The following is a 19,942-nucleotide window of genomic DNA, read 5'->3' as shown; positions in this document are numbered from 1 at the left end:
TGAGAAGGGATCATCCGAGCAGCTCAGCGGCAGACGTGATCAGTTCACGAGCGGTCGCCCCGTAGACGGCCAACTCGGCCAGCTCGCGGAAGGTTTCGGCATACATGGCGATCTCGCTCGGCTGGGTGATGGTCAGATAGCCGGAGATCAGTTCCACGTTCACCTGCGCTCTGTCGAAGATCCAGAAGCCTTCGGTCGGCCAGCGCCTCCGGTCGGGGCGCATCGGAACGACCCCCAGGCTCACATGGGGCAGCAATCCGACGGTCGCCAGGTGGTGCAGCTGGTCATGCATGACGCTGCCGCCGCCGATCCCGCAGCGCAGCACGGACTCCTCGATCAGGAAAGCGAACCGACGATCGCCCTCGTACAGCACTCGTTGACGCTGCATGCGGGCGGCCACAGCAGCCGGAACGTCGTCAATGAGCCCTCGGCGCTGCTGGACGGCCTGCAGAGCGGCGGTCGTGTACCCCGGTGTCTGAATCAGGCCGGGCACCAACCAGGACGAGTAGGAGCGGAACCGGTGCGTTCGCTCGTACAGCGGTAGCCGGGCTTCCTGAGCAGCCTTGAGGCCGGCGCGCTCCATGCGCCGCCACTCGATGAACATGCCTTCGACGGCCCTCAGGGAGGCGATCAGGTCCGGCGCACGCTCCTCGGCCCCGCAGGCCCGGCACCACTTCCGGATGTCGTCCTCGGACGGCGGTGTGTGGGCGTTCAGCAGCCGCGAGACCTTGGACGGGTACCAGCCGCATGCGGCGGCCAGATCACGCCCCGACAACCCGGCGTCCCGCTGGATCTCGCCGAGCCGGTCGGCGAGATTCTGGCGGGCACGCTGGACACTTGAGGACGCCGGGGCAGCCATGGACGGTGATCGATCAGGCGGGACGGTACTCCGCGTGCGGCGTCGCCCGGTCCCAAGCGGCCTCGTAGGCCGTCAGATACCGCCTGGCCAGCTCCGGATCGGTCCGGACCTCCATGCCGGCCTCGGCCCACTGCCCGTTCCCGGTGAAGTGGTGCAGGATCACCACCTCGTCGTCCATCACCCAACCGTCCAGACCGGGCAGGAGCAGGTCACCGGCGCGGGAACGCGGCAGCCACCGCACCTCCTCCCCTGCCGCGACGTTCGAGAACGTCACGTCGTACTCGTACCGGATGTAGTCGGTCACCGGCTCGGACACGACACGGAGGCGACGCATCGCGACCCCGCGGCCCGTCGCCTCGGCCACCACGTCGAGCCACGACCGCCACCAGGACTCGCGGTCCGCCGGATCGAGCCGTTTGCCCTGCTGCCAGGCGATGAACTCGGGGTCATCCAGCATGTAGCTGTCGCGCATCTCCAGATGCGCCGCCGAGCGCCGCGCCTTGGCCAACTGCTCACGAACCGCCGTTGCCACCGTCGTTGACCTCACTGTCCGGCCGGGGAATGAACTGGATCATGTTGGCGGGCAACCGGAACACGCCCTCGTGATCCGGGATGTCCGTGGAGTGGCCCGGGACGGAACCGACTTCCTGGGCCTCCCTGATGGTGGCCTCGTCGGCCTTCCAGGACTGGATCACCAGGTCGCCGGTGGACTCGTCCAACCAGATGGTCGGCGAGCCGTCATCAGGAGTGTTCGGGTAGATCCCCAAGAACTTTAGCGTCACGACTACCTCCCGTACCGAGTGGATTCCATGCGGTTCCACGACCTTGGCTCCGCAGGGGAAGGGGCGTCAAGGGCGTGAAGGAAGCAGTGCCGCGGCCCCCGGCGCGCATGGACGGCGGCGGGGGGCGGCGGGGTGGGGGCGGTGGGTCAGGCGTCCTCGTCGGGCGGGGTCGTGCGCAGGGCGGTGACGACGCCCAGGGCGACGGTCGCGAAGGCGAGGGCGAGGAGGACGGCGAAGGCCGTCCCGATCAGGAGTCGCACGGGATCTCGCGTTCGGCGTCGAGGAGCAGGACGAGGAGGTTGAGGAGGGTCGAGGCCGGCGCCGTGTTGAAGCGGACGAGGACGCGGCCGTCGAGGGTCTTGTCGGTGGTGGCGGAGGGGAAGAGGAGGCCGAACCGGCGGCCGCGCTCCTGGACTTCGGCGAGGAGGGTGCGGATGTGGTCGTCGGTGTAGTGCCGGATCCGGGGGTCGGTCGGCAGCATGAGGGGGCGGCGGCGGGGCATCAGGCGGCACCGTCCAGCTCGAACCAGACGGACTTGGCGCGCTCGTGGGGGTCGACGCCCCAGCGGTGGGTGAGCCCGGCGACGAGCTGCAGGCCGCGACCGGACTCGGCGAGCAGGGACAGCGGCGGGGTGGCGGGGAGGATCGGGCTCTCGTCGGTGACGGAGACCCGCAGGGAGCCGTCGACGGAGACGATCTCGACCAGCGGGGCGGGGGTGTCCGCGTGGCGCCAGGCGTTGACGAGGAGCTCGACGAGGGCGAGCTGCGCGTCGGAGATGACGGACGGGGACCAGCCGACGCGGGTCATCGTGGTGTGGAGGGTGTGGCGCGCGATGGCGAGGGTGGGCGTGTTGAGGTGACGCATGGGAGTTCTCCCGAGGCGTGAGTGAGGGGGGAACCGGCGGAACATGTGTCGCCGTGAGCCAGGCCGGTGGAGAAGGACGTGGCTGCTCTGCGGTGCTTGCTAGCAGGCGTTACTGACGATCCGTCGGATCGATGTGGGAACGACGATAGCGCAGGCGGGCTCAAATTTGAGCCGAGTCCGGGGAGGTTCCCCCGAACGTGGCACCTCGGCCGCGCCGACCTGCGGCAGACTGGTCATCATGGCGCTACGACCGAACCCAACCCTTCGCCAACGGCGGATCGGGACAGAGCTGCGGAGGATGCGGGAGCAGGCCGGCCTCGGCGGCAGTCAGCTGGCTCGCAAGCTCGGCATCCAGCCCGCTCAGATCACACAGATGGAGAGCGGGAAGGGCGGCATCAGCGTCGAACGACTGCGAACCATCGCTACCGCATGCATGTGCGACAACCAGCCCCTGATCGACGCGTTGGCCGACATGACCTCGGAGCGCGGAAAGGGCTGGTGGGAGGAATACCGAAACCTCTTGACCATCGACTTCCTTGAAGTCGCAGAGCTTGAGGGCCACGCCAAGCGGATCACCTTCTGCAACACCGTCTACATTCCTGGACTTCTCCAGACCAGGGCATACGCAGCGGCGGTGTTCGCCCGGCTCGTCCCTCCCCTGCCCCCGCAAGACATCGAGACACGAACGACCTTCCGTCTCCGACGCCAGGAGGTCGTCCGATCCGGGGCAACACCTCTTCGGGCCTTCATCCATGAGGCCGCTCTGCGCATGCAGTTCGGCGGACCTGTGGTGCTCATCGACCAGCTTGCCGCGCTACTGGACGACTCGGAGCAGCCCGGGATCTCCGTACGAGTGGTGCCATTCGCCATCGACACCTTTCCGGGCGCTGGCGAGAACCTGATCTACGTCGAAGGGCCGGTCCCCGAGCTGGATACAGTCGAGATGGATGTTTCCCAAGGTGCGCTGTTCTTCGACTCGCCGACCAACCTCGCCAAGCACCGAACCATCTTCTCCAGCCTGGACTCCAACGCCCTCGGCGAAGACGAATCGCGCGACTTCATCCGATCCATCATGAAAGAAGTAAAGCCCGCCCATGCCTAGCTCAGAGTGGCAGAAGTCCAGCTACAGTGCCGCAAGCAATGAATGCGTCGAGGTTCGCTCCATCAACGGGCTGGTCGAACTCCGCGAGTCCGACGAAGCCCACCTCATCCTCCGCACCACCCCCGCCACCCTCGCCGCCCTCCTCCACGGCATCAAAGCCGGCGAGTTCGACCACCACGCCTGACAACCCCCACCCCCTCCGTGCGCGGGAAGTCGGCCCGCCCGACTTCCCGCGCACGGAAGGGGTAGCCCGGACTACCGGGAGCCGGCCGCAGGGCGCGACTTGTAGAAGGACTCCTCCAGGTACGCGACTTCGTGCGGCTGGTAGGGCTCCTCCAGGTAGGCAACCTCGTCCTCGTCCAGTTCCACGCCCACCGCGGCGACCGCCTCGGCCAGTTGGGCCGGCTTGGTGACCCCGACGACGGGCGAGGTCACCACCGGGTTGCGCATGACCCAGGCCAGGGCGACCTGGGCCGGGGACAGACCCCGCCTGCCCGCGATCTCGTGGACGCGCTCGGCCACGGCCTGGTCCCCGTCGCGGTAGAGGATCCTGCCGCCCTCGTCGGTCTCGGCACGCGCCGTGACGGTGTCCCGGACCCGCGTCAGCCTGCCCCGCGCCAGCGGACTCCACGGGATCACGCCGACGCCCTGGTCCGCGCAGAGCGGGAACATCTCCCGCTCCGCTTCCCGGTGGATGAGGTTGTAGTGGTCCTGCATCGACACGAACCGGGTCCAGCCGTTCAGGTCGGCCAGGTACAGGGCCTTGGTGAACTGCCAGGCGTACATGGAGGAGGCCCCGATGTAGCGGACCTTCCCGGACTTGACCACGTCGTGCAGCGCCTCGAGGGTTTCCTCGATCGGGGTGTCGTAGTCCCAGCGGTGGATCTGGTACAGGTCGATGTAGTCGGTCCCCAACCGCTTCAGGGAGGCGTCGAGTTCGGCGAAGATCGCCTTGCGGGACAGCCCGGCGCCGTTGGGACCGGGGCGCATCCGCATCCAGACCTTCGTGGCGAGAACGACCTCCTCGCGCCGGGTGAAGTCCTTGACGGCCTGGCCGACGATCTCCTCGCTGCTCCCGGCGCTGTACCCATTGGCCGTATCAAGGAAGTTGACGCCGCTCTCGAGCGCCTGCTTGATGATGTCCCGGCTGGCGTCCACGCCCAGCGACCAGGGCTCGCCGCCCCGGTCCGGCTCCCCGAAGCTCATGCAGCCGAGGGTGATGGCGGAGACTTCCAGCCCGGTCGTTCCGAGCTTGATGTAGCGCATGTTTCCGAATCTAGGATGTGGAGTGCGCTCCAACGCAAGTTCGGAAACACGGGGCTTGTGGAGACCGACTGGTACGAGCCGATCGGACTCCCGAACTGGACGCGTTCCTTGGCGTACTCGGCCCTGTCCGGCCGGGGCCGGGGTCAGCCCGGGGCGGGGGCGGCCGCGGGGCCGGGGTCGATGCCCGCGTCAGTGCCTTCGAGCTGGTGGATGAGGGCCTTGAGTGCCGTGATCTCGTCACCGAGGGCCTTCTTTCCGGCCTTGGTGAGCTGGATCCAGGTGCGGGCCCGTTTGCCCTCGTAGCCCTTGTCGATCGTGACCAGGCCGGCCTTCTCCAGGACCGCGAGGTGCTGGGAGAGGTTCCCTGCGGTGAGCCCGAGCGTGCCGCGCAGGAACGTGAACTCCACCTGCCGGGCCTCCTTGGTCACCGCGAGGATGCCCAGGCGGACCCTCTGGTGCACGACGTCGTCGAGGCCGCTGGTGGGGTGCTCGCTCATGCCACCGCCCGTCCGTTGGCCCCCTTGACCCGCTGCAGCAGGACGAGGCCGAGGCCGCCGAGCAGCAGCACGCCGCTCTCCAGCAGGATGTGCGGGAAGCCGCCCCACGGGGAGGGGTCGGGGAGGTCGCCGACGCTGAGCATGGAGGCAAGATACCCGCAGGCGACGGCCAGCAGCAGCCAGCTGCGTTCGATCCGGGCGAGCAGCAGCAGGGCCAGGCCGATCGTGCCGGCCGGGCTCACCACGGGGTTGTCGAGGACCACGGCGAGGGGCGACGGCTCGTGGACACCGGCGAAGGAGTCCGGGTCCAGTGCCCGCCACGCCACGTAGCCGGTGATGAGCACGACCAGGGCGATGCCCAGCCCCAGGTACGGCCCGATCCTGGTGCCGAGGCCGAGGCGGGTGGAGCGCCGTACGTAGAACCAGCTGATCGCGGCGTAGGCGAGCAGTAACGCCACCGGCCAGTACCACATGGCCGGCGGCAGCCCGCCGTTGCGGTCGCCCTGGCCGTAGCGGACGACCGGGGCGGCGCCGAGGCGCACGGCGGCGAAGACGAGGAGGGCGAACCAGGCGCCGCGCTGCTCGCGGTGGATGCGGCGGGCCAGGGCCTGCCGCATCGCCAGGAGGTCGCGGGGGTCGTTCGAGGACGGGGTGGAGTGTGTCGTCACGCCCACAAGGTTTGCATGACAAACCGATTGCGTCCAGAGACCTATTGTGAATCCAGTGGAAGCACCCACGCCGAACACCCCCTCACCAAGCTCGCGTTGACATGGCATCAAGGACGTACGGCCGCCTACACCGCTCCCCCGAGCCGCTGGTAGAGCACGTGCCGGGACCGCCGGGTGCGGCTCACCAGCCCGGCCCGGTGGAGGATCTGCAGGTGGTACGAGGCCGTGGTGACGGGCGGCCGGTGACGGGCGTCTCGCGGCTTCTCCCCCACGAAGCCGCGAGACGACTCGTCCGGGCCCGCCGGCCCCCGGTCAGAGGCGGTCGGCGTCCAGGACGGCCCGGACGAAGTCCTCGGGCGCCTCCTGGGGGACGTTGTGGCCGACCTCGGGCAGGGCGCGGTGGAGGTAGGGCCCGGTGAAGAGGTCGCGGTAGGCGGACCCGTCGCCGGGAGCGGTGAACGGGTCGCGGCCGGGGTCGAGGGTGACGGTCGGCACGGCGATCCTCGGGCGGGCCGCGAGCCGGCGCTCCAGCTGGTCGTAGCGGCGTTCGCCGTCGGCCAGGCCGAGGCGCCAGCGGTAGTTGTGGATGACGATCGCCGCGTAGTCGGGGTTGTCGAAGGCGGCGGCGGTGCGTTCGAAGACGGCGTCGTCGAAGGCCCAGGTCGGCGAGACCTGCTGCCAGACCAGCCGGCACAGTTCGCGGCGCTTGTCCCGGTTCTCCATGGCCGCGCGGCCGCGCTCGGTGGCGAAGTAGAACTGGTACCACCAGGTGTGTTCGGCGGCGGGGGCCAGCGGCTCCTTCTGCATCTCGACGTCGGTGACGAGGTAGCCGCTGACCGAGACGAGGGCCTTGACCCGTTCGGGCCACAGCGCGGCGATGATGTCGGCGGTGCGCGAGCCCCAGTCGAAGCCGGCCAGCACCGCCCGCCGGATGCCCAGCGCGTCCATCAGTGCGAGCACGTCCAGGGCGACCGCGGACTGCTGGGCGTTGCGCACCGTGCGGTCGGACAGGAAACGGGTGCTGCCGTGGCCGCGCAGGTAGGGGACGATCACGCGGTAGCCCCGGGCGGCGAGCAGCGGGGCGACGTCGACGTAGCTGTGGATGTCGTACGGCCAGCCGTGCAGGCAGATGACGGCGGGGCCGTCGGCCGGGCCGTCCTCGGCGTAGCCGACGTCGAGGAGGCCGGCGCGGACCCGGGCCAGACGGGCGAAGCCGGTCCGGGCGGCGGCACCGACGGCCCCGGCCCCGGCCACGGCGGCGGGGGCACCGGGGGCGGGGGCCGACCCGGCCGGTACGGGGGTTCCGGCCGGTGCGGCCCCCGCGGCCTGGGGCAGGGCGGCCAGGGACAGCGCGGTGGTGCCCGCGCCGAGGCCGACGGCCGTGGTGAAGGTGCGCCTGTCGATCATTACGGTTCCTCCGTCGTCGCGAACGTGCCGTTCAGGCCGATGGGTTGACAGGCCGTCAACGCCCGGGGCGGCCGCCGCGTGCCGCGAGGGGCGCCCGGGACGGCCGCGCACACGGGTGACGCCAGGGGCCCGCCGGGGCCCACGGGACCGGCGGAGGCCCCGGCGCAGCCGTCCCGGCGCCCGCACGATTGGGTGGCGACCCCCATTGATCCCCCACTGTTCACCGGGGCCTGCTGGAGTGGACGGGTTCTCCCCCACCCCGTCGCACTCCTCACCGAACAGGTCAGGTGAACGACATGACCGACCGCCCCCTGCCGCCGCCCCGCCGCCGACCGGCCCGGCCCGCGCTGTACCTGCGCTGCTTCCCCGCCGACGCGGCGGGGCTGGAGTACCAGCGCGCGGTGCTGGAGCGCCTGGCCCGCCGGCACGGCCTGCCGCTGCCGGCCGCGTTCCTGGACGACGGGGTGCGCTCCGGTGACCGGCTCCCCGCCCTGGAGCGGCTGCTGGAGCGGGTGGGGCAGGGCTGGGTGGACGTGGTGCTGGTGCCGGGGCCGTTCGTCTTCTCGCTGGACGACCGCAGCGCCCGGGCCACCGTGCGCCGGCTGGAGGCGCTGGGCTGCACGGTGCTCGAACTGCCCGGCCGGGACGTGCCGCCGCTCCCGCTGCCGGTGCCCGCCGGCGCCGTCTGAGACCCCGGGCCCGGGGCACCGCCCGGGGCACCGCCGCAGGTCCCGCCCGGGGCACCGCCCGAGGTCCCGCCCGGGGCACCGCCCGAGGTCCCGCCCGGGGCACCGCCGCAGGTCCCGCCCGGGCCCCGCCCCGCAGCGCGTGCCCCGGCGGGCACCGCCGTCGGCCGTCACGGCATGATGGGGCCCATGGCCTTCGCAACCCTCCTCGGCGAGCGCCGCGCACCCGAACCAGCCGGACGCTCGTGACCCGGCCCGTCGAGCCGGGAACGCCCGGCGCCGGTTTCGCGTTCGTCGGCCGCCGCCCCGAACTGGACCGCCTCACCGAGGCGATGCTCCACCCGCCCGCCGTGGTGCTGGTCGAGGGCGAGGCCGGGATCGGCAAGTCCCGCCTGGTGGCGGAGGCGGCGGCGGGCGCCGCCGCCGCGGGCCGCCGGGTGCTGACGGGCTTCTGCCACCCGCTGCGCGAGCCGCTGGCCTTCGGCCCGGTGGTGGACGCGCTGCGCGGCGTCGGCCCGTTCCTGCCGCCGGCCGACCGCATCCCGGCCAGTGCCGGGGCGCTGCGCCCGCTGCTGCCCGACCTGGCCGACCGGCTGCCGCCGCTGCCCGCGGCGGCCGGTGAGGGGCCGCCGGGGCTGCGGCTGCTGGTGCAGGCGGTGCGCGCGCTGCTGGACGCGCTCGGCGAGACGGTGCTGGTCGTGGAGGACCTGCACTGGGTGGACGACGCCACCCGGGAGCTGCTCCTGCTGCTGGCCCGGGACGTGCCGGCGGGGCTGGCGCTGGTGCTCACCTACCGGGCCGAGGACCTGCCGCCGGACACCCCCGTGCTCGGCGCGGCCTACCGGCGCCCGGCCGGGGTGGGCGGGGCGCTGGTGCGGCTGTCGCCGCTGGCCGAGGCCGAGGTGGACGAGCTGGCCCGGGCGGCGCTCGGTCCGCGGGCGACGGCGGCGCTAACCCGGGTGCTGTTCGACCGCAGCGAGGGCCTGCCGCTGGTGGCCGAGGAGGACCTGATCACGCTGGGCGAGCGGCGCGGTGCCGGGGCGCTGACCAACGCCGCGGACCTGGCCGCCGACCTGGAGCAGTCCGAGGTGCCGCGCGGTCTGCGCGACGCCGTCACCGAGCGGCTGGCGGCGCTGTCCCCGGACGCGGCCGCGATCGCCTCGGCGGCCGCGGTGCTCGGCGTGGCGGCCGGGGAGGAGCTGCTGGCCGCCGTGGCGGGCCTGGAGGCGCAGGCGGCGGCGGACGGCCTGACCGAGGCGCTGCGGGCGGCGGTGCTCAGCGAGCGGCCGCTGGCGCGTTACGGGTTCCGGCACGTGCTGGCGCAGCAGGTGGCGTACCGGCGGCTGCCGGGGCCGCGGCGCGGGGCCCTGCACCGGCGGGCGGTGGCGGCGCTGGGCGCGCGGGAGCCGCGGCCGCTGGTGCAGATCGCCCACCACACGCTGGCGCTGGGCGACCGGGCGGCCTGGCAGGAGGTGGCGCAGGCGGCGGCGGACCAGGCGGTGGCGCTCGGGGACAGCGGCAGCGCGGGCGCGCTGCTGCGCCGGCTGCTGGACGAGCCGGACCTCGATCCGCGCCGGCGCGGGCGGGCCGCGCTGGCGCTGGCGCGGATCGCGGCCGACGGGGTGGACTCGGTGGCCAGTGCGGCGACGCTGACGACGATCATCGCCGACCCGCGGCTGCCGGTGCCCGACCGCGGTGAGATCCGGCTGTCGCTGGGGTTCCTGATGGCCGTGCACGGCGGGAACCGGGCGGGTTTCGACCGGATCGAGGAGTCGCTGGAGGAGTTGGAGCAGCGCCCGGACCGGGCGGCCCGGGCGATGGTGGCGCTGGCCATGAACGAGCGCGACGGCGCGGGCGAGCGTGCCTGGGGGTGGCTGGAGCGGGCGGAGCGGACGCTGGCGGCGGACCCGGACGAGGAGGTCGCGGCCGCGGTGCGGGCCACCCGGCTGACCTTCCTGGCGCGCGAGGGCGACCCGTCGGTGTGGGAGCGGCTGGAGGCGCTGCCGCGCGACTCGGAGAGCCCGGAGATCGTCCGGCAGACCACCCGGGCGCTGTACAACGTGGGTGAGATCTCCGTCGAGCTGGGCCACGACCGGCGGGCGGCGCGGCTGTTGGAGGAGAGCCGGCTGCTGGCCCGTCGGGCGGCGATCCCGTACCTGGAGTGCTACAGCCGGATCGCGCTGGTGCGGCTGGACGGCCTGGCCGGGCGCTGGGAGGGGCTGGAGGAGCGGCTGGCGGTGCTGGGCGCGGAGTTCCCGGACCTCGCGATGGCCGGGATCGAGCAGGCCCTGCTGCTGGGCCGGCTGTCGGCGGCGCGCGGTCAACTCGCGGCCGCGCACGCCCACTTCGCGGAGGCGGGCCCGTACGGGGAGCGGGAGTCGCAGGTGACCGGGGTGCTGCGGGTGGCGGCCGGGTCGGCGGCGCTGCTGCTGGCCGAGGGGGAGGTCGCGCGGGCGGCGGCGACGCTGGAGCCGGCGCTGGCGGCGCTGCGGGAGGCGGGCGCCTGGCCGCGGTCGGCCGAGTTGCTGCCGGTGGCGGTCGAGGTGCTGCTGGCCCGGGGTGACCGGGCGGGCGCGGCGGAGCTGGCCGGGCAGGCCCGGGTGGGCCTGGAGGGCCGGGAGGCGCCGGCCGCGCGCGCGGCGCTGGCCTTCGCCGAGGGCCTGCTGCTGGCCGAGGAGGATCCGGCGGGCGCCGGGGCGCGGTTCGTCCGCTCGGGCGCGCTCTGGCGGGAGATCGGGCGCCCGTACGAGCAGGCGCGGGCCGAGGAGCGGGCGGCGACGGCGGTGGCGGGGGTGGACCGGGCGGCGGCCGGGGAGCGGATCTCCGCCGCCGAGCGGGCCTACCTGGCGCTGGGGGCGGCCTCGGACGCGGCCCGCTGCCAGCGGCTGCGGCGGGAGCTGGGCCTGGGCCGGGCGGCCTCGCCGGGGCGGCGCGGCTACGGCGAGCGGCTGTCCCCGCGCGAGCGGCAGGTCGCGGAGCTGGCCGCCGAGGGCGCGGCGAACCAGGACATCGCCCGGGCGCTGTTCCTGTCGACCCGTACGGTCGAGCACCACGTGGCCGGTGCGCTGCGCAAGCTCGGGGTGGGGCGGGCGGGGCTGCGCGAGGCGCTGGCGGCGGAGCAGGACCCGGCCTGAGGCGGGGTGGGGAAGGAGGGTCCCGCCCGCTCCCTCAAGGGGCGGGACCCGGTTCGGGGGGTCGGCCGTCAGCCGTGCCGGTGGTGGCCGGAGCGTTCGACGAGCCGGGAGAGCCGGGCCAGCCGGGCCAGGCCGGGGCGGCGCAGGGCGCCGCCGCGGCGGGCGGGCAGGACCAGCCCGGGGTCGGGGGCGGTGAAGTGGGCGTCGGCGTAGAGCCGGAGCCGTTCGCGGCGGGTCATGGGCGACCTCCGGGGGGTGAGGGTCGTCGGTGCGGGGCGGGCTCCAGGAAACCGGTCGGGGCGGGGTTCGAACAATGCGTACCGCTACCCAATCCCGGCCCGAATCCTGGGTAGGGCCCGTGTCGGCCCGGGCCCGAACCGCCCGGCCCCGCTCGCGGACGATCCGTCAACCGGTGCTGCTGCGGTCGGGTGAAGTTCGCTCCCGACCGGCATCGGCGGCCGTCCCGGCAGGTACGTGGTGCTGCTGTCCGTACCGATCGCCTCCCGACCGCGAGGTTCCCGTGTCACGTGTCCGACGACTGCGACCACGTCCGCCGCACGTCCTGTCCGCGCTGTTGGTGGTGGTGCTCGGCGCGGGCGCCGCCGCCCTGGCGCCGCCGCTGCCCGCGGGGGTCCCGCAGACCGGACACGCCGTCACGGCGGTGAAGGCGGCGAAGGCGGCGCAGGCGAAGCCGCGCGGCGCCGGGACGCAGCGCCCGATCGGCCCGGACCCGGTGGTGGACCTGCTGGCGCACGGCAATCTGACGATGGCCTCCAACTCGGTGCTGACCTGCGACGACAGTGACGGCACGGTCTGCTCGGACACCGAGGGCTCGAACAACGGCCGGACCAAGTTCGTCAAGGTCGACCCGAACGCGCCGGGCCCCAACGCCTCCTCCGCGCAGCTGCTGCTGCCCGCCGGGGCGACGGTGCTCTCGGCCCGCCTGTACTGGCAGTTCAACCCGACCAACACCAGTACCGCGGGCGGCACCTCCGGCGACATCAACAAGGGCAACCTGGTCTCCTGGAAGGTCCCGGGGGCGAGCGGCTACCAGCAGGTGACCGCGGACACCTACGACTGGTTCGACCAGAAGGTGGGCGGGAACCCGCCCGAGCCGCTGCTGGCCGGCGGGGCGGTCAAGGACGTCACCGCCGAGGTCAGGGCGGCCGGTCCCGGCAGCTACACCGTCGCCGACATCCAGGCGTGCGCCGGCCGCTCCTCCGCGCAGAACTTCGGCGGCAACAACGTCGGCTGCTGGGGCGGCTGGTCGCTGGTCGTCGCGTACGAGGACCAGGCCCAGCCGCTGCGCTACCTCCAGGTCTGGGACGGCTACCAGCTGCTGCGCGACCCCGACAACTCGACGACCCTGACCCTGGGCGGCATCCGCACCCCCGCCACCACGGCCCCGCGGGCCACCATGGGCATCACCGTGGGCGACGGCGACGCGCCGATCGCCGGGGACACCCTGGCCGTCGGCTCCACCCCGGAGAACCTGGTCCTGCTGCCGATGCCCGGCCCCACCGGGATCGGCACCGACAACGCGTTCACCAGCCGCATCGACCACGTCGCGGCGGACGGCACCGGCACCAACATCACCACCCGCGACCCCGACCCGGTCAACAACTACGGCTACGACGCCCGGATGATCGACGTCACCGGCAAGATCCCGGCCGGCGCCGAGCAGGCCCTGGTCCGCATCAGCGGCGCCGGCGACGCCCTGGAGCCGCAGGCCGCCTGGCTGGCCCTGGACGCCCTCGAACCCGACCTGCGGATCACCAAGGCCAACACCCCGCCCGGCAGCCCCGACGACAACCCGCCCGGCCTGGTCGGCCCCGGCGAGACGATCACCTACACCTTCGCGGTCGCCAACCGCCGCCAGGACGGCAGCTCCACCGACCTCGACACCGCCACCGGCGTCACCGTGACCGACACGATCCCGGCCGGCACCACCTTCGTCCCCGCCTCCAACCCGGACTGCACGGCGAGCGGACGGACCGTCACCTGCGCCGTGCGCGACCTGCCCCCGGGCGCCGAGGCCGACGTCGCCTTCCAGGTCACCGTCGACGCCTCGACCGCCGTCGGCACCCACCTCGACGACACCGCCGCGCTCCACTTCCGGGGCAGCCAGACCCAGCGCGCCCAGGAGCGCACCAGCAACACGGTGCGCAACACCGTCGCCGCGGTGCCCGGCTACACCGTCGTCAAGACCGCCCAGCCCACCAGCGCCAAGCCCGGCGACACCGTCCGCTACCGGATCCAGGTCACCAACACCAGCCAGGTCGACGCCCCCGGCGTCACCCTCACCGACGACCTGGCCGGCGTGCTGAACTCCGCGGCCTACAACAACGACGCCACCGCCGACCGCGGCCGGGTCCAGTTCGCCGGCACCACCCTGACCTGGAGCGGCGACCTGCCCGTCGGCGCCACCGCGACCATCGGCTACTCCGTCACCGTGCACTCCGCGCTGACCGCCGACGCGGTGCTGCGCAACGCCGTCACCTCCACCACCTACCCGAACAACTGCGCGCAGGGCTCGACGGACGCGCGCTGCCGCGCCGAGGTGCCGGTCACCGTGCCGAGCCCGAGCCCGAGCCCCAGTCCGAGCCCCAGCCCGACGTCCTCGCCGAGCCCGAGCCCGAGCCCGACGAAGCCGCCGCACCCGAGCCCCAGCCCGTCCCACACCCCGCCCGGCCACGGCGGGCAGCTGCCCGAGACGGGCAGCGACGCGGCCCGGCTGCTGCCCATCGTCGGGCTCGCCGCGCTCGGCGCCGTCGCGGCGGGCGTGCTCCTGCTGCGCAGGAGCCGCCGCACCCGCTGAACCCGGTGACGACCGTCCCTACGGCCGCGTCCACGCCTCGCGTGGGCGCAGCCGCGCGCCGTCGTGAACCTGCGTATACGTCCGCGTTGATCGTCTGTCTACCAAGGCTTCCTAGCGTCCTCCCCGTACCGGCCCGGCTGACGGGCCGTCACCGATGGGAGAACTCTCGTGCTGCGCAAGACCCGCGCCCTGCTCACCGGCTCGATCGCCGTCCTGGCGCTCAGCCTCACCTCGACCACCTTCAGCGCCAACGCCGCCGGCGACCAGAGCGGCATCGACGCCTGTGCCCGCGAGGCCAAGTGGGCGGGCTTCGCGAAGGACAAGTCCGGCGAGGGCCGCAACGACGACGCGATCTACGCCGTGGCGATCGCCATGGCCGAGTCCGGCTGCGACCGCCTGGCCGTGCACACCAACCTGCCCACCGACCCCGACCCGGGCACCAAGGACCTCGGCGCCTGGCAGATCAACGAGCGGTGGTACCCCGACGTCCACTACCGCGACGCCGGGGTCGTCACTCCCGAGAACTGGCAGGACATGGGCTGGTCGGCCCGCAAGGCCAAGGCGATCGACGAGGACGGCACCGGCCGCGGCTGGGCCTCCTGGGCGGCCTGGAACCTGGGCACCTACCAGAAGTTCCTCGGCCAGGCCCGCGACGCGGTCTACCGCGTCTGGTGACGCGCCGGCGCGGGTGAGCCGCCCGCACGACCGCCCCCGGCCCCCGGCGCCGGGGGCCGGGGGCTCCCACCGCGTGCCCGCCGGTGCCGTCGTCGACGGCGCCGGCGGGCACGGCGGCGGGGTGTCAGCCGCGCGGGGCGGCGTCCAGGGCACGGGCCTCGGCGGCGATCAGGGCGGCCCGCTCGGCGGGGACGGTGCGCCCGGCCTGGTTCTCGGCCCAGTGGGCGAGCGGCTGGTACTGGCCCTGGCCGAGCATCACGGTCAGGGTGGCGACGGCGTTGCGGTCGGCGCCGGAGGTGAGCACCAGGGCGGCCAGGCCGGTGGGCGTGGCGGCGATGGTGAACTCGGCGGTGGTCTCGGCGCGGCCGCCGGGGCCGGTGGCCTCGGCGCGCAGGGTGTGCTTGCCGAGCGCGAGGGCGGTGGTGTCCAGGGCGGTGCCGGGTGCCAGTTCCCTGCCGTCCAGGGTGAGGCGGACGGTGTCGGCGCCGCTGGACCGGACGGCGGTGACCGGCTGCTGGGCGCGGTCCAGGGTGGCGCCGGCGGCCGGGGAGGTGATCGCCACGGTGGGCGCGGCGGGCTGGACGGGGGCGGCGCCCTGCAGCCAGGCGCTGTTCCAACCGGCCAGCTCCGCCGGTCGGTTGGTGATGACGCCGTCGACGCCGGCGGCCTCCAGGGCCTTCCAGCGGGTGGCGGAGTCGACCGTCCAGACGTTGACCGCGACGCCGGCGGCGTGCAGGTCCTTCACCACGGCCGGGCGGGCGGCGAGGCCGCCGTCGGAGGGGTTGTAGGCGGACAGGCCGAGGTCCTTGGCGACGGCCACCGGGTCGGCGTCGAGGTCGCCGCGCAGCAGGCCGAGCGGCAGCTCGGGGGCGAGTTCGCGGGTGTGGCGCAGGGCGTCGACCTCGAAGCTCTGGACGAAGACCCGGCCGGTCATCCGGTGGTCGCGCACCTCCTTGACGATCCGGGCGACCTCGTCGCGGCTGTGCCGGCCCTTGATCTCCAGCAGCAGGTTGCCGCCGCGGGTGCGCAGGTCCTCCAGCTGGGCGGCGAGGGTGGGCACGCGGGTGCCGGCGTAGACGGGGCCGAACCAGGAGCCGGCGTCCAGGGCGTCGAGCTGGGCGGCGGTCAGGTCGCGGATGCGGCCCTTGCCGTCGGTGGTGCGGTCGACGGTGTCGTCGTGCAGGACGTAGGGGACGCCGTCCTTGCTGGGCTGGACGTCGTTCTCGATCCACTCGGCGCCGCCGCGGCGGGCGATCTCGTCGGAGACCAGGGTGTTCTCGGGGGCGGCGGAGGAGGCGCCGCGGTGGGCGAAGACGGTCAGCGGGGAGCCGGCCGGGCGCAGCCAGCCGCCGGGGGCCAGGGCGGTGATCCTGAGGTCGTCGAAGGAGACCTTGGCGCCGTTGACGACCAGGGCCTGGCCGCCGTCGGCGGTGCGGGCGACCTGGGTGGTGCGCATGACCTCCTTGCCGTCGAAGATCCAGCGGGCGGTGGTGCCGTGGACCTCGGCGGCGATGCGCACGTCGCGGCCGGTGCCGGCGGCGGTGGGGGCCGCGGCGGTGTCGGTGACGCTCCAGGTGTTGGCGGGGGTGCGCTGGGCGAACTCGAGGCCGTTGGCGGCGGTGGTGCCGGTGCGCATGGTGGCGATCGACCAGGGGGTGGCGCCGCTGGCGGGGACGTCCAGGCCCAGGGCGGTCCAGCGGGCGTTGTCCTGGACGGTCTCGAAGCGGGCGGTGGCCTCGATGCGGAAGTCGTTCAGGTGGCGGCCGAAGGTGATGCGGCTCTGCTGCCCGGAGTTGGCGGAGGTGCCGACCAGGCGGCCGTTCTCCACCTTCCAGTCGCCCTCGATGGCGGTGAAGCCGGCGGGCAGGGCGGGGGCGGAGAAGTGCTCGTCGAGGACGACCTCGCCGGGGGCCGGGGCGCCGGGGGCCGGGGCGCCGGTGGCCGCGGCGGGGGCGGCTTCGGCGGAGACGGCGCTGGGGGCGTTCAGGGCGACGGCGGTGAGGCCGAGCGAGGCGGCGACGGCGGCGGCGAGCAGGCCGGTGCGGCGGCCCGCGCGGGGGCGGTGACTCTGTGTCATGCGCGGCAGGTTAGGGAGGGTTGCCGAACCGGACGCCACGGCTCCGGGAACCGTTCGTGACCATTGGGGGTGAGGTTCACGACAGTGGCGTCATCCTTGCGCCGTTCGGCCGGTTCGTTTCCGTACGGGTGCGGGGGCGGGTGTGCGGCCGGGCCCGGTGGGGGTGCGGCCGGGCGGTCGCCCTGTGCGACGGTCAGGGGCCCGGCGGCGTTCCGCGGCCGCCCGCCGGGGCGGGGGCGGCCGCGGGCCGGGCCGGGCCGGGCCGACGGCGGGTCAGTAGCGCAGGACGGCGGCGATCCGGCCGGAGTCGGCGAGGGTGCCGTCGGGGACGAAGCCGACCCGGCCGCCGGTGTCCAGGGTGCGCTCGACCACCTCGTCGACGATGTCCTCGCGGGCGCCGTCCTGGCCGGCCTCGGCGGGCACCAGGTGCTCGCCGTCGTCGCGCACGGTGGCGCGGTAGTTCTCCTCGACCACCAGGCGGGCGATCCGGCCCTCGCCGACGGTCTGCCAGACCTCGTCCAGGCCGGCCGCGAACTGCTGGGCGCCGCGGGCCTTGTCGAGCTGGGCGAGGTGCTCCCCGACCTCGCGCTCGGCGTGGGCGCGCACGGCGGGCTCGACCACCTTGCGGACGGTCTCGGCGTCGGCCTGGGCCAGGCCGCCGTGCGGCAGCTGGGCGGTGGACTCCTTGGCGATCGGGCCGACGGCGTCCAGCAGGGCGAGCGCGGCGGCCTCGCCGACCACGTACAGCGGGCGGGGGGCGGCGGCCAGCAACTTGCCGACCTCGGTGTCGGCCTGGCGCAGGAAGGTCTTGGTCGCCTCGTCGCGGAAGGTGCTGGGCGTGTCGCCGATCTGCTCCTGCCGCTCGGGGTCGGGGTTGTCGAAGACCCGCACCAGCGGGAAGCCGTGGCCCTTGTCCTCGGCGACCCGCTCCTCGGTGCCGCCCCACAGCACCACCTTGTCGGCGGCGACCGCGAGCACCCAGAACGGGCGCTCGGCGGCGTGCGCGGCGACCAGGTTGCGGGTGAGGTAGGTGTCGGACAGGACCACCCGGGCGGGGGCGGTGCGCCCGAGTGACCACACCTGGTGCTCGCCGGGCGCGGCGAAGAGCGCCAGGCCGTCCTCGGCGTGCACCAGGTCGACCTCGGCGAGGGCCCGGTCGAGCTGCTCCAGCAGGTCGATCCGGTCGGCGCGGGAGACCTTCGGGTCGGCCTGGACGCGCTCCTTCGCCTCGGCCAGCAAGTTGCGCAGCCGGACCGGGTCCTGGGTGTTGTCCGGCTCCCGGCGGTGCGTGGGCATCAGGATCGACACCGCCGGATAGGGCCGCGGCCGGCGCAGCTCGGCGAGGACGGCGGGGCTGAGGTCGGGGCGCATGGAGACCCTCTTTCGTGGACGCGCGGAGCCTGGGCACTGCTGCCAAATGTCGTCAATGTACCTATTCACGGCTTTGGCGGCGCGCGCGAGCACGGCCCGGGGCGGTGCCGGGTCCGGGGCCTGCGACAGGGTCGGGGGTGGGGAGCGGGGGTGCGGGGCGGGAGTACGGGCGGCGGCCCGCCGGCGCCGTCCGGGGTCGGGCGGCGGCGTCGGCGGGACGCGGCGGTCAGGACGGCCCGGGTGACCCGGACCGCCGGAGGACGGTCAGAACTGGACGTCGGTGCAGGAGTAGAAGGCGTTGCCGGTGTCGGCGACGTCCCAGACCGCGACGACCACCTGGTGGCCGGTGCGGCCGCTGGGCAGGGTCGCGGTGTGGGTGGTGGTGGCGGCGGGCTGGCGGCCGTTGTAGGGGACGGTCAGGAACGGGGTGAGGTCCAGGGAGGCGCGGGTGATCGGCTGGCTCGCGTCGTAGCCGGGCTTGGTCAGGAAGTACCGGAAGTTCGTGGTGGAGTGCCGGGCCTCGATCTCCCAGGTGAAGGTGAGCTGCTGGCCCGCCGTCACCTTGGTGGTCGGCCAGGCGCCGTTGCGGGGGTTGTCCAGCGGGGCCCAGCGGGCGTCGGCGCCGGCGCAGATGGTGCCGTCCGCCGGGCCGCGGGTCGGGAAGCCCTTGGGGCCCTCGACGCTCTGCGGCTCCCACTGGATGTCGCCGCAGTCCCACGGGACGGCGTTGGCGCCGCAGAGCGCGGAACGGCTCGGCGGCAGGTTGATGAAGCCGTGCGACTGGGCGGGCAGGGCCGCCGCGATCGGCAGGGTGATCGCGGCCGCGGCGGCGGCGATCAGATGGCGCTTGCGCATGGTGCTCCTCCGTGGGGGTGGATGGAGTGTGCGCCCGGCGCGGGGCGTGCGCGTGCGCGTGGGGGTGCGCACGGCGGCCTGCCCGAGACATGGCATGCCCGCGCCAGACCGGTTGCCCGACACCGTAGGATCTGCCTTCCCCGTCCGTCAATGGTCTGAACCATTTGTGGCCACAGTGGTCTGAACCACTCCCGGGGGCGCGGCCGGGGCGACCCCGGAGCGGAAAGTAGTTGCACGAGCGCTATACAAGCTCTAGCCGATATTTCAGTTCATGGCTTATCCTGGACCCAGCCACACACGGAAGGAGGCCGGGCCCCATGACCGCCACAGACCCCGCGCTCACCGCTCTCGCCAACGGTTGGGGCGCCCTGTCCCTCCTGCACGGCCGGATCGAGTCCCACATCGAACGCGCCCTGCAGGCCGCCCACGACCTGAGCGTGCGCGAGTACTCACTGCTCGACGTGCTCAGCCGCCAGCACGACGGGGTGGGCGGACACCTGCAGATGAAGCAGGTCGCCGACGCGGTCGTGCTCAGCCAGAGCGCCACCACGCGCCTGGTCACCCGACTGGAGGACCGCGGGCTGCTGTCGCGCTACCTGTGTCCGACCGACCGCCGCGGCATCTACACCAACGTGAGCGAGGAGGGCCTGCGACTCCTGGAGGCGGCCCGCCCGACCAACGACGCCGCCCTGCGCGAGGCGCTCGACGAGGCCGGCCGCAACCCGGAGCTGACCTCGTTGGTCCGCGCCGTCGAGGCCCTGGACGCCGCCTCGCCGGCCCGCTGACCCCGGCCGGCCCCGCACCGCCACTCCCCCGGGCCCGGCCCGTCCGAACCGCACCCACGGTTCGGACGGGCCGGGCCCGGGGCGTTTCCGGCACCC

Annotated in this window: 21 protein-coding genes; 7 read left to right on the top strand and 14 right to left on the bottom strand. The window is 74.0% G+C overall.

Annotation, left to right across the window (positions count from 1 at the left end; translation table 11 throughout):
- Positions 1-10: 10 nt before the first annotated feature.
- From ACWD4P_RS25305 to ACWD4P_RS25285, 5 genes are all read right to left on the bottom strand, one after another.
- Positions 11-859: a helix-turn-helix domain-containing protein gene (locus tag ACWD4P_RS25305; protein ID WP_449781138.1), complete on the bottom strand. Its 849-nt coding sequence runs from the start codon at positions 857-859 to the stop codon at positions 11-13.
- Between the two features lie 13 nt (positions 860-872).
- Positions 873-1,391, bottom strand: coding sequence for a DUF6879 family protein (locus ACWD4P_RS25300; protein ID WP_449781137.1), 519 nt, complete (start codon positions 1,389-1,391; stop codon positions 873-875).
- Positions 1,372-1,641 (bottom strand): hypothetical protein, encoded by a 270-nt coding sequence (locus ACWD4P_RS25295; RefSeq protein WP_449781136.1) that lies wholly within the window; start codon positions 1,639-1,641, stop codon positions 1,372-1,374. Before ACWD4P_RS25295 ends, ACWD4P_RS25300 begins: the two co-directional genes overlap by 20 nt.
- A 247-nt stretch (positions 1,642-1,888) precedes the next feature.
- On the bottom strand, positions 1,889-2,143 hold the full coding sequence (locus ACWD4P_RS25290) for a hypothetical protein (RefSeq protein ID WP_359824980.1): 255 nt from the start codon (positions 2,141-2,143) through the stop codon (positions 1,889-1,891).
- On the bottom strand, positions 2,143-2,505 hold the full coding sequence (locus tag ACWD4P_RS25285; protein WP_359824978.1) for an ATP-binding protein: 363 nt from the start codon (positions 2,503-2,505) through the stop codon (positions 2,143-2,145). Before ACWD4P_RS25285 ends, ACWD4P_RS25290 begins: the two co-directional genes overlap by 1 nt.
- Positions 2,506-2,743: 238 nt before the next feature.
- Between ACWD4P_RS25285 and ACWD4P_RS25280 the strand changes: the two genes are divergently transcribed.
- Entirely contained in the window at positions 2,744-3,607 is an 864-nt protein-coding gene (locus tag ACWD4P_RS25280; RefSeq protein ID WP_449781135.1) for a helix-turn-helix domain-containing protein, read from the top strand.
- Positions 3,600-3,791, top strand: a complete 192-nt coding sequence (locus ACWD4P_RS25275) for a DUF397 domain-containing protein (RefSeq protein ID WP_449781134.1) — start codon at positions 3,600-3,602, stop codon at positions 3,789-3,791. The genes ACWD4P_RS25280 and ACWD4P_RS25275 overlap by 8 nt, the downstream gene beginning before the upstream one ends.
- 71 nt (positions 3,792-3,862) lie before the next feature.
- Here the strand turns inward: ACWD4P_RS25275 and ACWD4P_RS25270 are convergent, their stop codons facing one another.
- The 5 genes from ACWD4P_RS25270 to ACWD4P_RS25250 all read right to left on the bottom strand — a co-directional run bounded on the left by ACWD4P_RS25270 (position 3,863) and on the right by ACWD4P_RS25250 (position 7,445).
- Complete coding sequence (locus ACWD4P_RS25270) at positions 3,863-4,873, bottom strand: aldo/keto reductase (protein ID WP_449781133.1); 1,011 nt, start codon at positions 4,871-4,873, stop codon at positions 3,863-3,865.
- 143 nt (positions 4,874-5,016) lie between these two features.
- Entirely contained in the window at positions 5,017-5,370 is a 354-nt protein-coding gene (locus ACWD4P_RS25265; RefSeq protein ID WP_449781132.1) for a transcriptional regulator, read from the bottom strand.
- Positions 5,367-6,038, bottom strand: a complete 672-nt coding sequence (locus ACWD4P_RS25260) for a hypothetical protein (protein WP_449781131.1) — start codon at positions 6,036-6,038, stop codon at positions 5,367-5,369. Before ACWD4P_RS25260 ends, ACWD4P_RS25265 begins: the two co-directional genes overlap by 4 nt.
- Positions 6,039-6,163: 125 nt before the next feature.
- A complete protein-coding gene (locus ACWD4P_RS25255; RefSeq protein ID WP_449781130.1) occupies positions 6,164-6,310 on the bottom strand; it encodes a hypothetical protein in 147 nt (48 codons plus the stop codon).
- A 40-nt stretch (positions 6,311-6,350) separates the two neighbouring features.
- Positions 6,351-7,445 carry an alpha/beta fold hydrolase gene (locus ACWD4P_RS25250; protein WP_449781129.1) on the bottom strand — a complete coding sequence of 365 codons (1,095 nt, stop codon included), beginning with the start codon at positions 7,443-7,445 and terminating at the stop codon, positions 6,351-6,353.
- A gap of 296 nt (positions 7,446-7,741) precedes the next feature.
- Between ACWD4P_RS25250 and ACWD4P_RS25245 the strand changes: the two genes are divergently transcribed.
- The gene (locus tag ACWD4P_RS25245; protein WP_449781128.1) at positions 7,742-8,134 is read left to right on the top strand and encodes a recombinase family protein; all 393 of its coding nucleotides are present in this window, start codon (positions 7,742-7,744) and stop codon (positions 8,132-8,134) included.
- Between the two features lie 242 nt (positions 8,135-8,376).
- Complete coding sequence (locus ACWD4P_RS25240; protein ID WP_449781127.1) at positions 8,377-11,265, top strand: ATP-binding protein; 2,889 nt, start codon at positions 8,377-8,379, stop codon at positions 11,263-11,265.
- A 68-nt stretch (positions 11,266-11,333) separates the two neighbouring features.
- Here ACWD4P_RS25240 and ACWD4P_RS25235 read toward each other — a convergent pair whose 3' ends face one another.
- Positions 11,334-11,504 (bottom strand): hypothetical protein, encoded by a 171-nt coding sequence (locus ACWD4P_RS25235; protein WP_449781126.1) that lies wholly within the window; start codon positions 11,502-11,504, stop codon positions 11,334-11,336.
- Positions 11,505-11,785: 281 nt separating this feature from the next.
- On the opposite strand from ACWD4P_RS25235, the gene ACWD4P_RS25230 reads away from it, so the two are divergent.
- Positions 11,786-14,083 carry a DUF7927 domain-containing protein gene (locus tag ACWD4P_RS25230; RefSeq protein WP_449781125.1) on the top strand — a complete coding sequence of 766 codons (2,298 nt, stop codon included), beginning with the start codon at positions 11,786-11,788 and terminating at the stop codon, positions 14,081-14,083.
- A 168-nt stretch (positions 14,084-14,251) separates the two neighbouring features.
- Positions 14,252-14,758 (top strand): hypothetical protein, encoded by a 507-nt coding sequence (locus ACWD4P_RS25225; protein WP_449781124.1) that lies wholly within the window; start codon positions 14,252-14,254, stop codon positions 14,756-14,758.
- 124 nt (positions 14,759-14,882) lie between these two features.
- Here the strand turns inward: ACWD4P_RS25225 and ACWD4P_RS25220 are convergent, their stop codons facing one another.
- The 3 genes from ACWD4P_RS25220 to ACWD4P_RS25210 form a co-directional block, all read right to left on the bottom strand.
- Complete coding sequence (locus ACWD4P_RS25220; protein WP_449781123.1) at positions 14,883-16,835, bottom strand: glycerophosphodiester phosphodiesterase family protein; 1,953 nt, start codon at positions 16,833-16,835, stop codon at positions 14,883-14,885.
- Positions 16,836-17,108: 273 nt separating this feature from the next.
- A complete protein-coding gene (locus tag ACWD4P_RS25215) occupies positions 17,109-18,206 on the bottom strand; it encodes a baeRF3 domain-containing protein (protein WP_449781122.1) in 1,098 nt (365 codons plus the stop codon).
- A 264-nt stretch (positions 18,207-18,470) separates the two neighbouring features.
- Positions 18,471-19,061: a lytic polysaccharide monooxygenase gene (locus ACWD4P_RS25210; RefSeq protein WP_449781121.1), complete on the bottom strand. Its 591-nt coding sequence runs from the start codon at positions 19,059-19,061 to the stop codon at positions 18,471-18,473.
- A 317-nt stretch (positions 19,062-19,378) separates the two neighbouring features.
- Between ACWD4P_RS25210 and ACWD4P_RS25205 the strand changes: the two genes are divergently transcribed.
- A complete protein-coding gene (locus ACWD4P_RS25205; protein WP_449781120.1) occupies positions 19,379-19,846 on the top strand; it encodes a MarR family winged helix-turn-helix transcriptional regulator in 468 nt (155 codons plus the stop codon).
- Positions 19,847-19,942: the final 96 nt, after the last annotated feature.

The sequence above is a fragment of the Kitasatospora sp. NPDC002543 genome, assembly GCF_053594915.1.
The sequence above is the reverse complement of the archived record's forward strand: the minus strand, read 5'-3'. Positions and strand labels throughout refer to the sequence as shown.

Coding starts and splice junctions, on each gene's coding strand:
- ACWD4P_RS25305 (WP_449781138.1), bottom strand. CDS start 859: ATGGCTGCCCCGGCGTCCTCAAGTGTCCAGCGTGCCCGCCAGAATCTC.
- ACWD4P_RS25290 (WP_359824980.1), bottom strand. CDS start 2,143: ATGCCCCGCCGCCGCCCCCTCATGCTGCCGACCGACCCCCGGATCCGG.
- ACWD4P_RS25285 (WP_359824978.1), bottom strand. CDS start 2,505: ATGCGTCACCTCAACACGCCCACCCTCGCCATCGCGCGCCACACCCTC.
- ACWD4P_RS25280 (WP_449781135.1), top strand. CDS start 2,744: ATGGCGCTACGACCGAACCCAACCCTTCGCCAACGGCGGATCGGGACA.
- ACWD4P_RS25275 (WP_449781134.1), top strand. CDS start 3,600: ATGCCTAGCTCAGAGTGGCAGAAGTCCAGCTACAGTGCCGCAAGCAAT.
- ACWD4P_RS25270 (WP_449781133.1), bottom strand. CDS start 4,873: ATGCGCTACATCAAGCTCGGAACGACCGGGCTGGAAGTCTCCGCCATC.
- ACWD4P_RS25265 (WP_449781132.1), bottom strand. CDS start 5,370: ATGAGCGAGCACCCCACCAGCGGCCTCGACGACGTCGTGCACCAGAGG.
- ACWD4P_RS25250 (WP_449781129.1), bottom strand. CDS start 7,445: ATGATCGACAGGCGCACCTTCACCACGGCCGTCGGCCTCGGCGCGGGC.
- ACWD4P_RS25245 (WP_449781128.1), top strand. CDS start 7,742: ATGACCGACCGCCCCCTGCCGCCGCCCCGCCGCCGACCGGCCCGGCCC.
- ACWD4P_RS25235 (WP_449781126.1), bottom strand. CDS start 11,504: ATGACCCGCCGCGAACGGCTCCGGCTCTACGCCGACGCCCACTTCACC.
- ACWD4P_RS25220 (WP_449781123.1), bottom strand. CDS start 16,835: ATGACACAGAGTCACCGCCCCCGCGCGGGCCGCCGCACCGGCCTGCTC.
- ACWD4P_RS25215 (WP_449781122.1), bottom strand. CDS start 18,206: ATGCGCCCCGACCTCAGCCCCGCCGTCCTCGCCGAGCTGCGCCGGCCG.
- ACWD4P_RS25210 (WP_449781121.1), bottom strand. CDS start 19,061: ATGCGCAAGCGCCATCTGATCGCCGCCGCCGCGGCCGCGATCACCCTG.
- ACWD4P_RS25205 (WP_449781120.1), top strand. CDS start 19,379: ATGACCGCCACAGACCCCGCGCTCACCGCTCTCGCCAACGGTTGGGGC.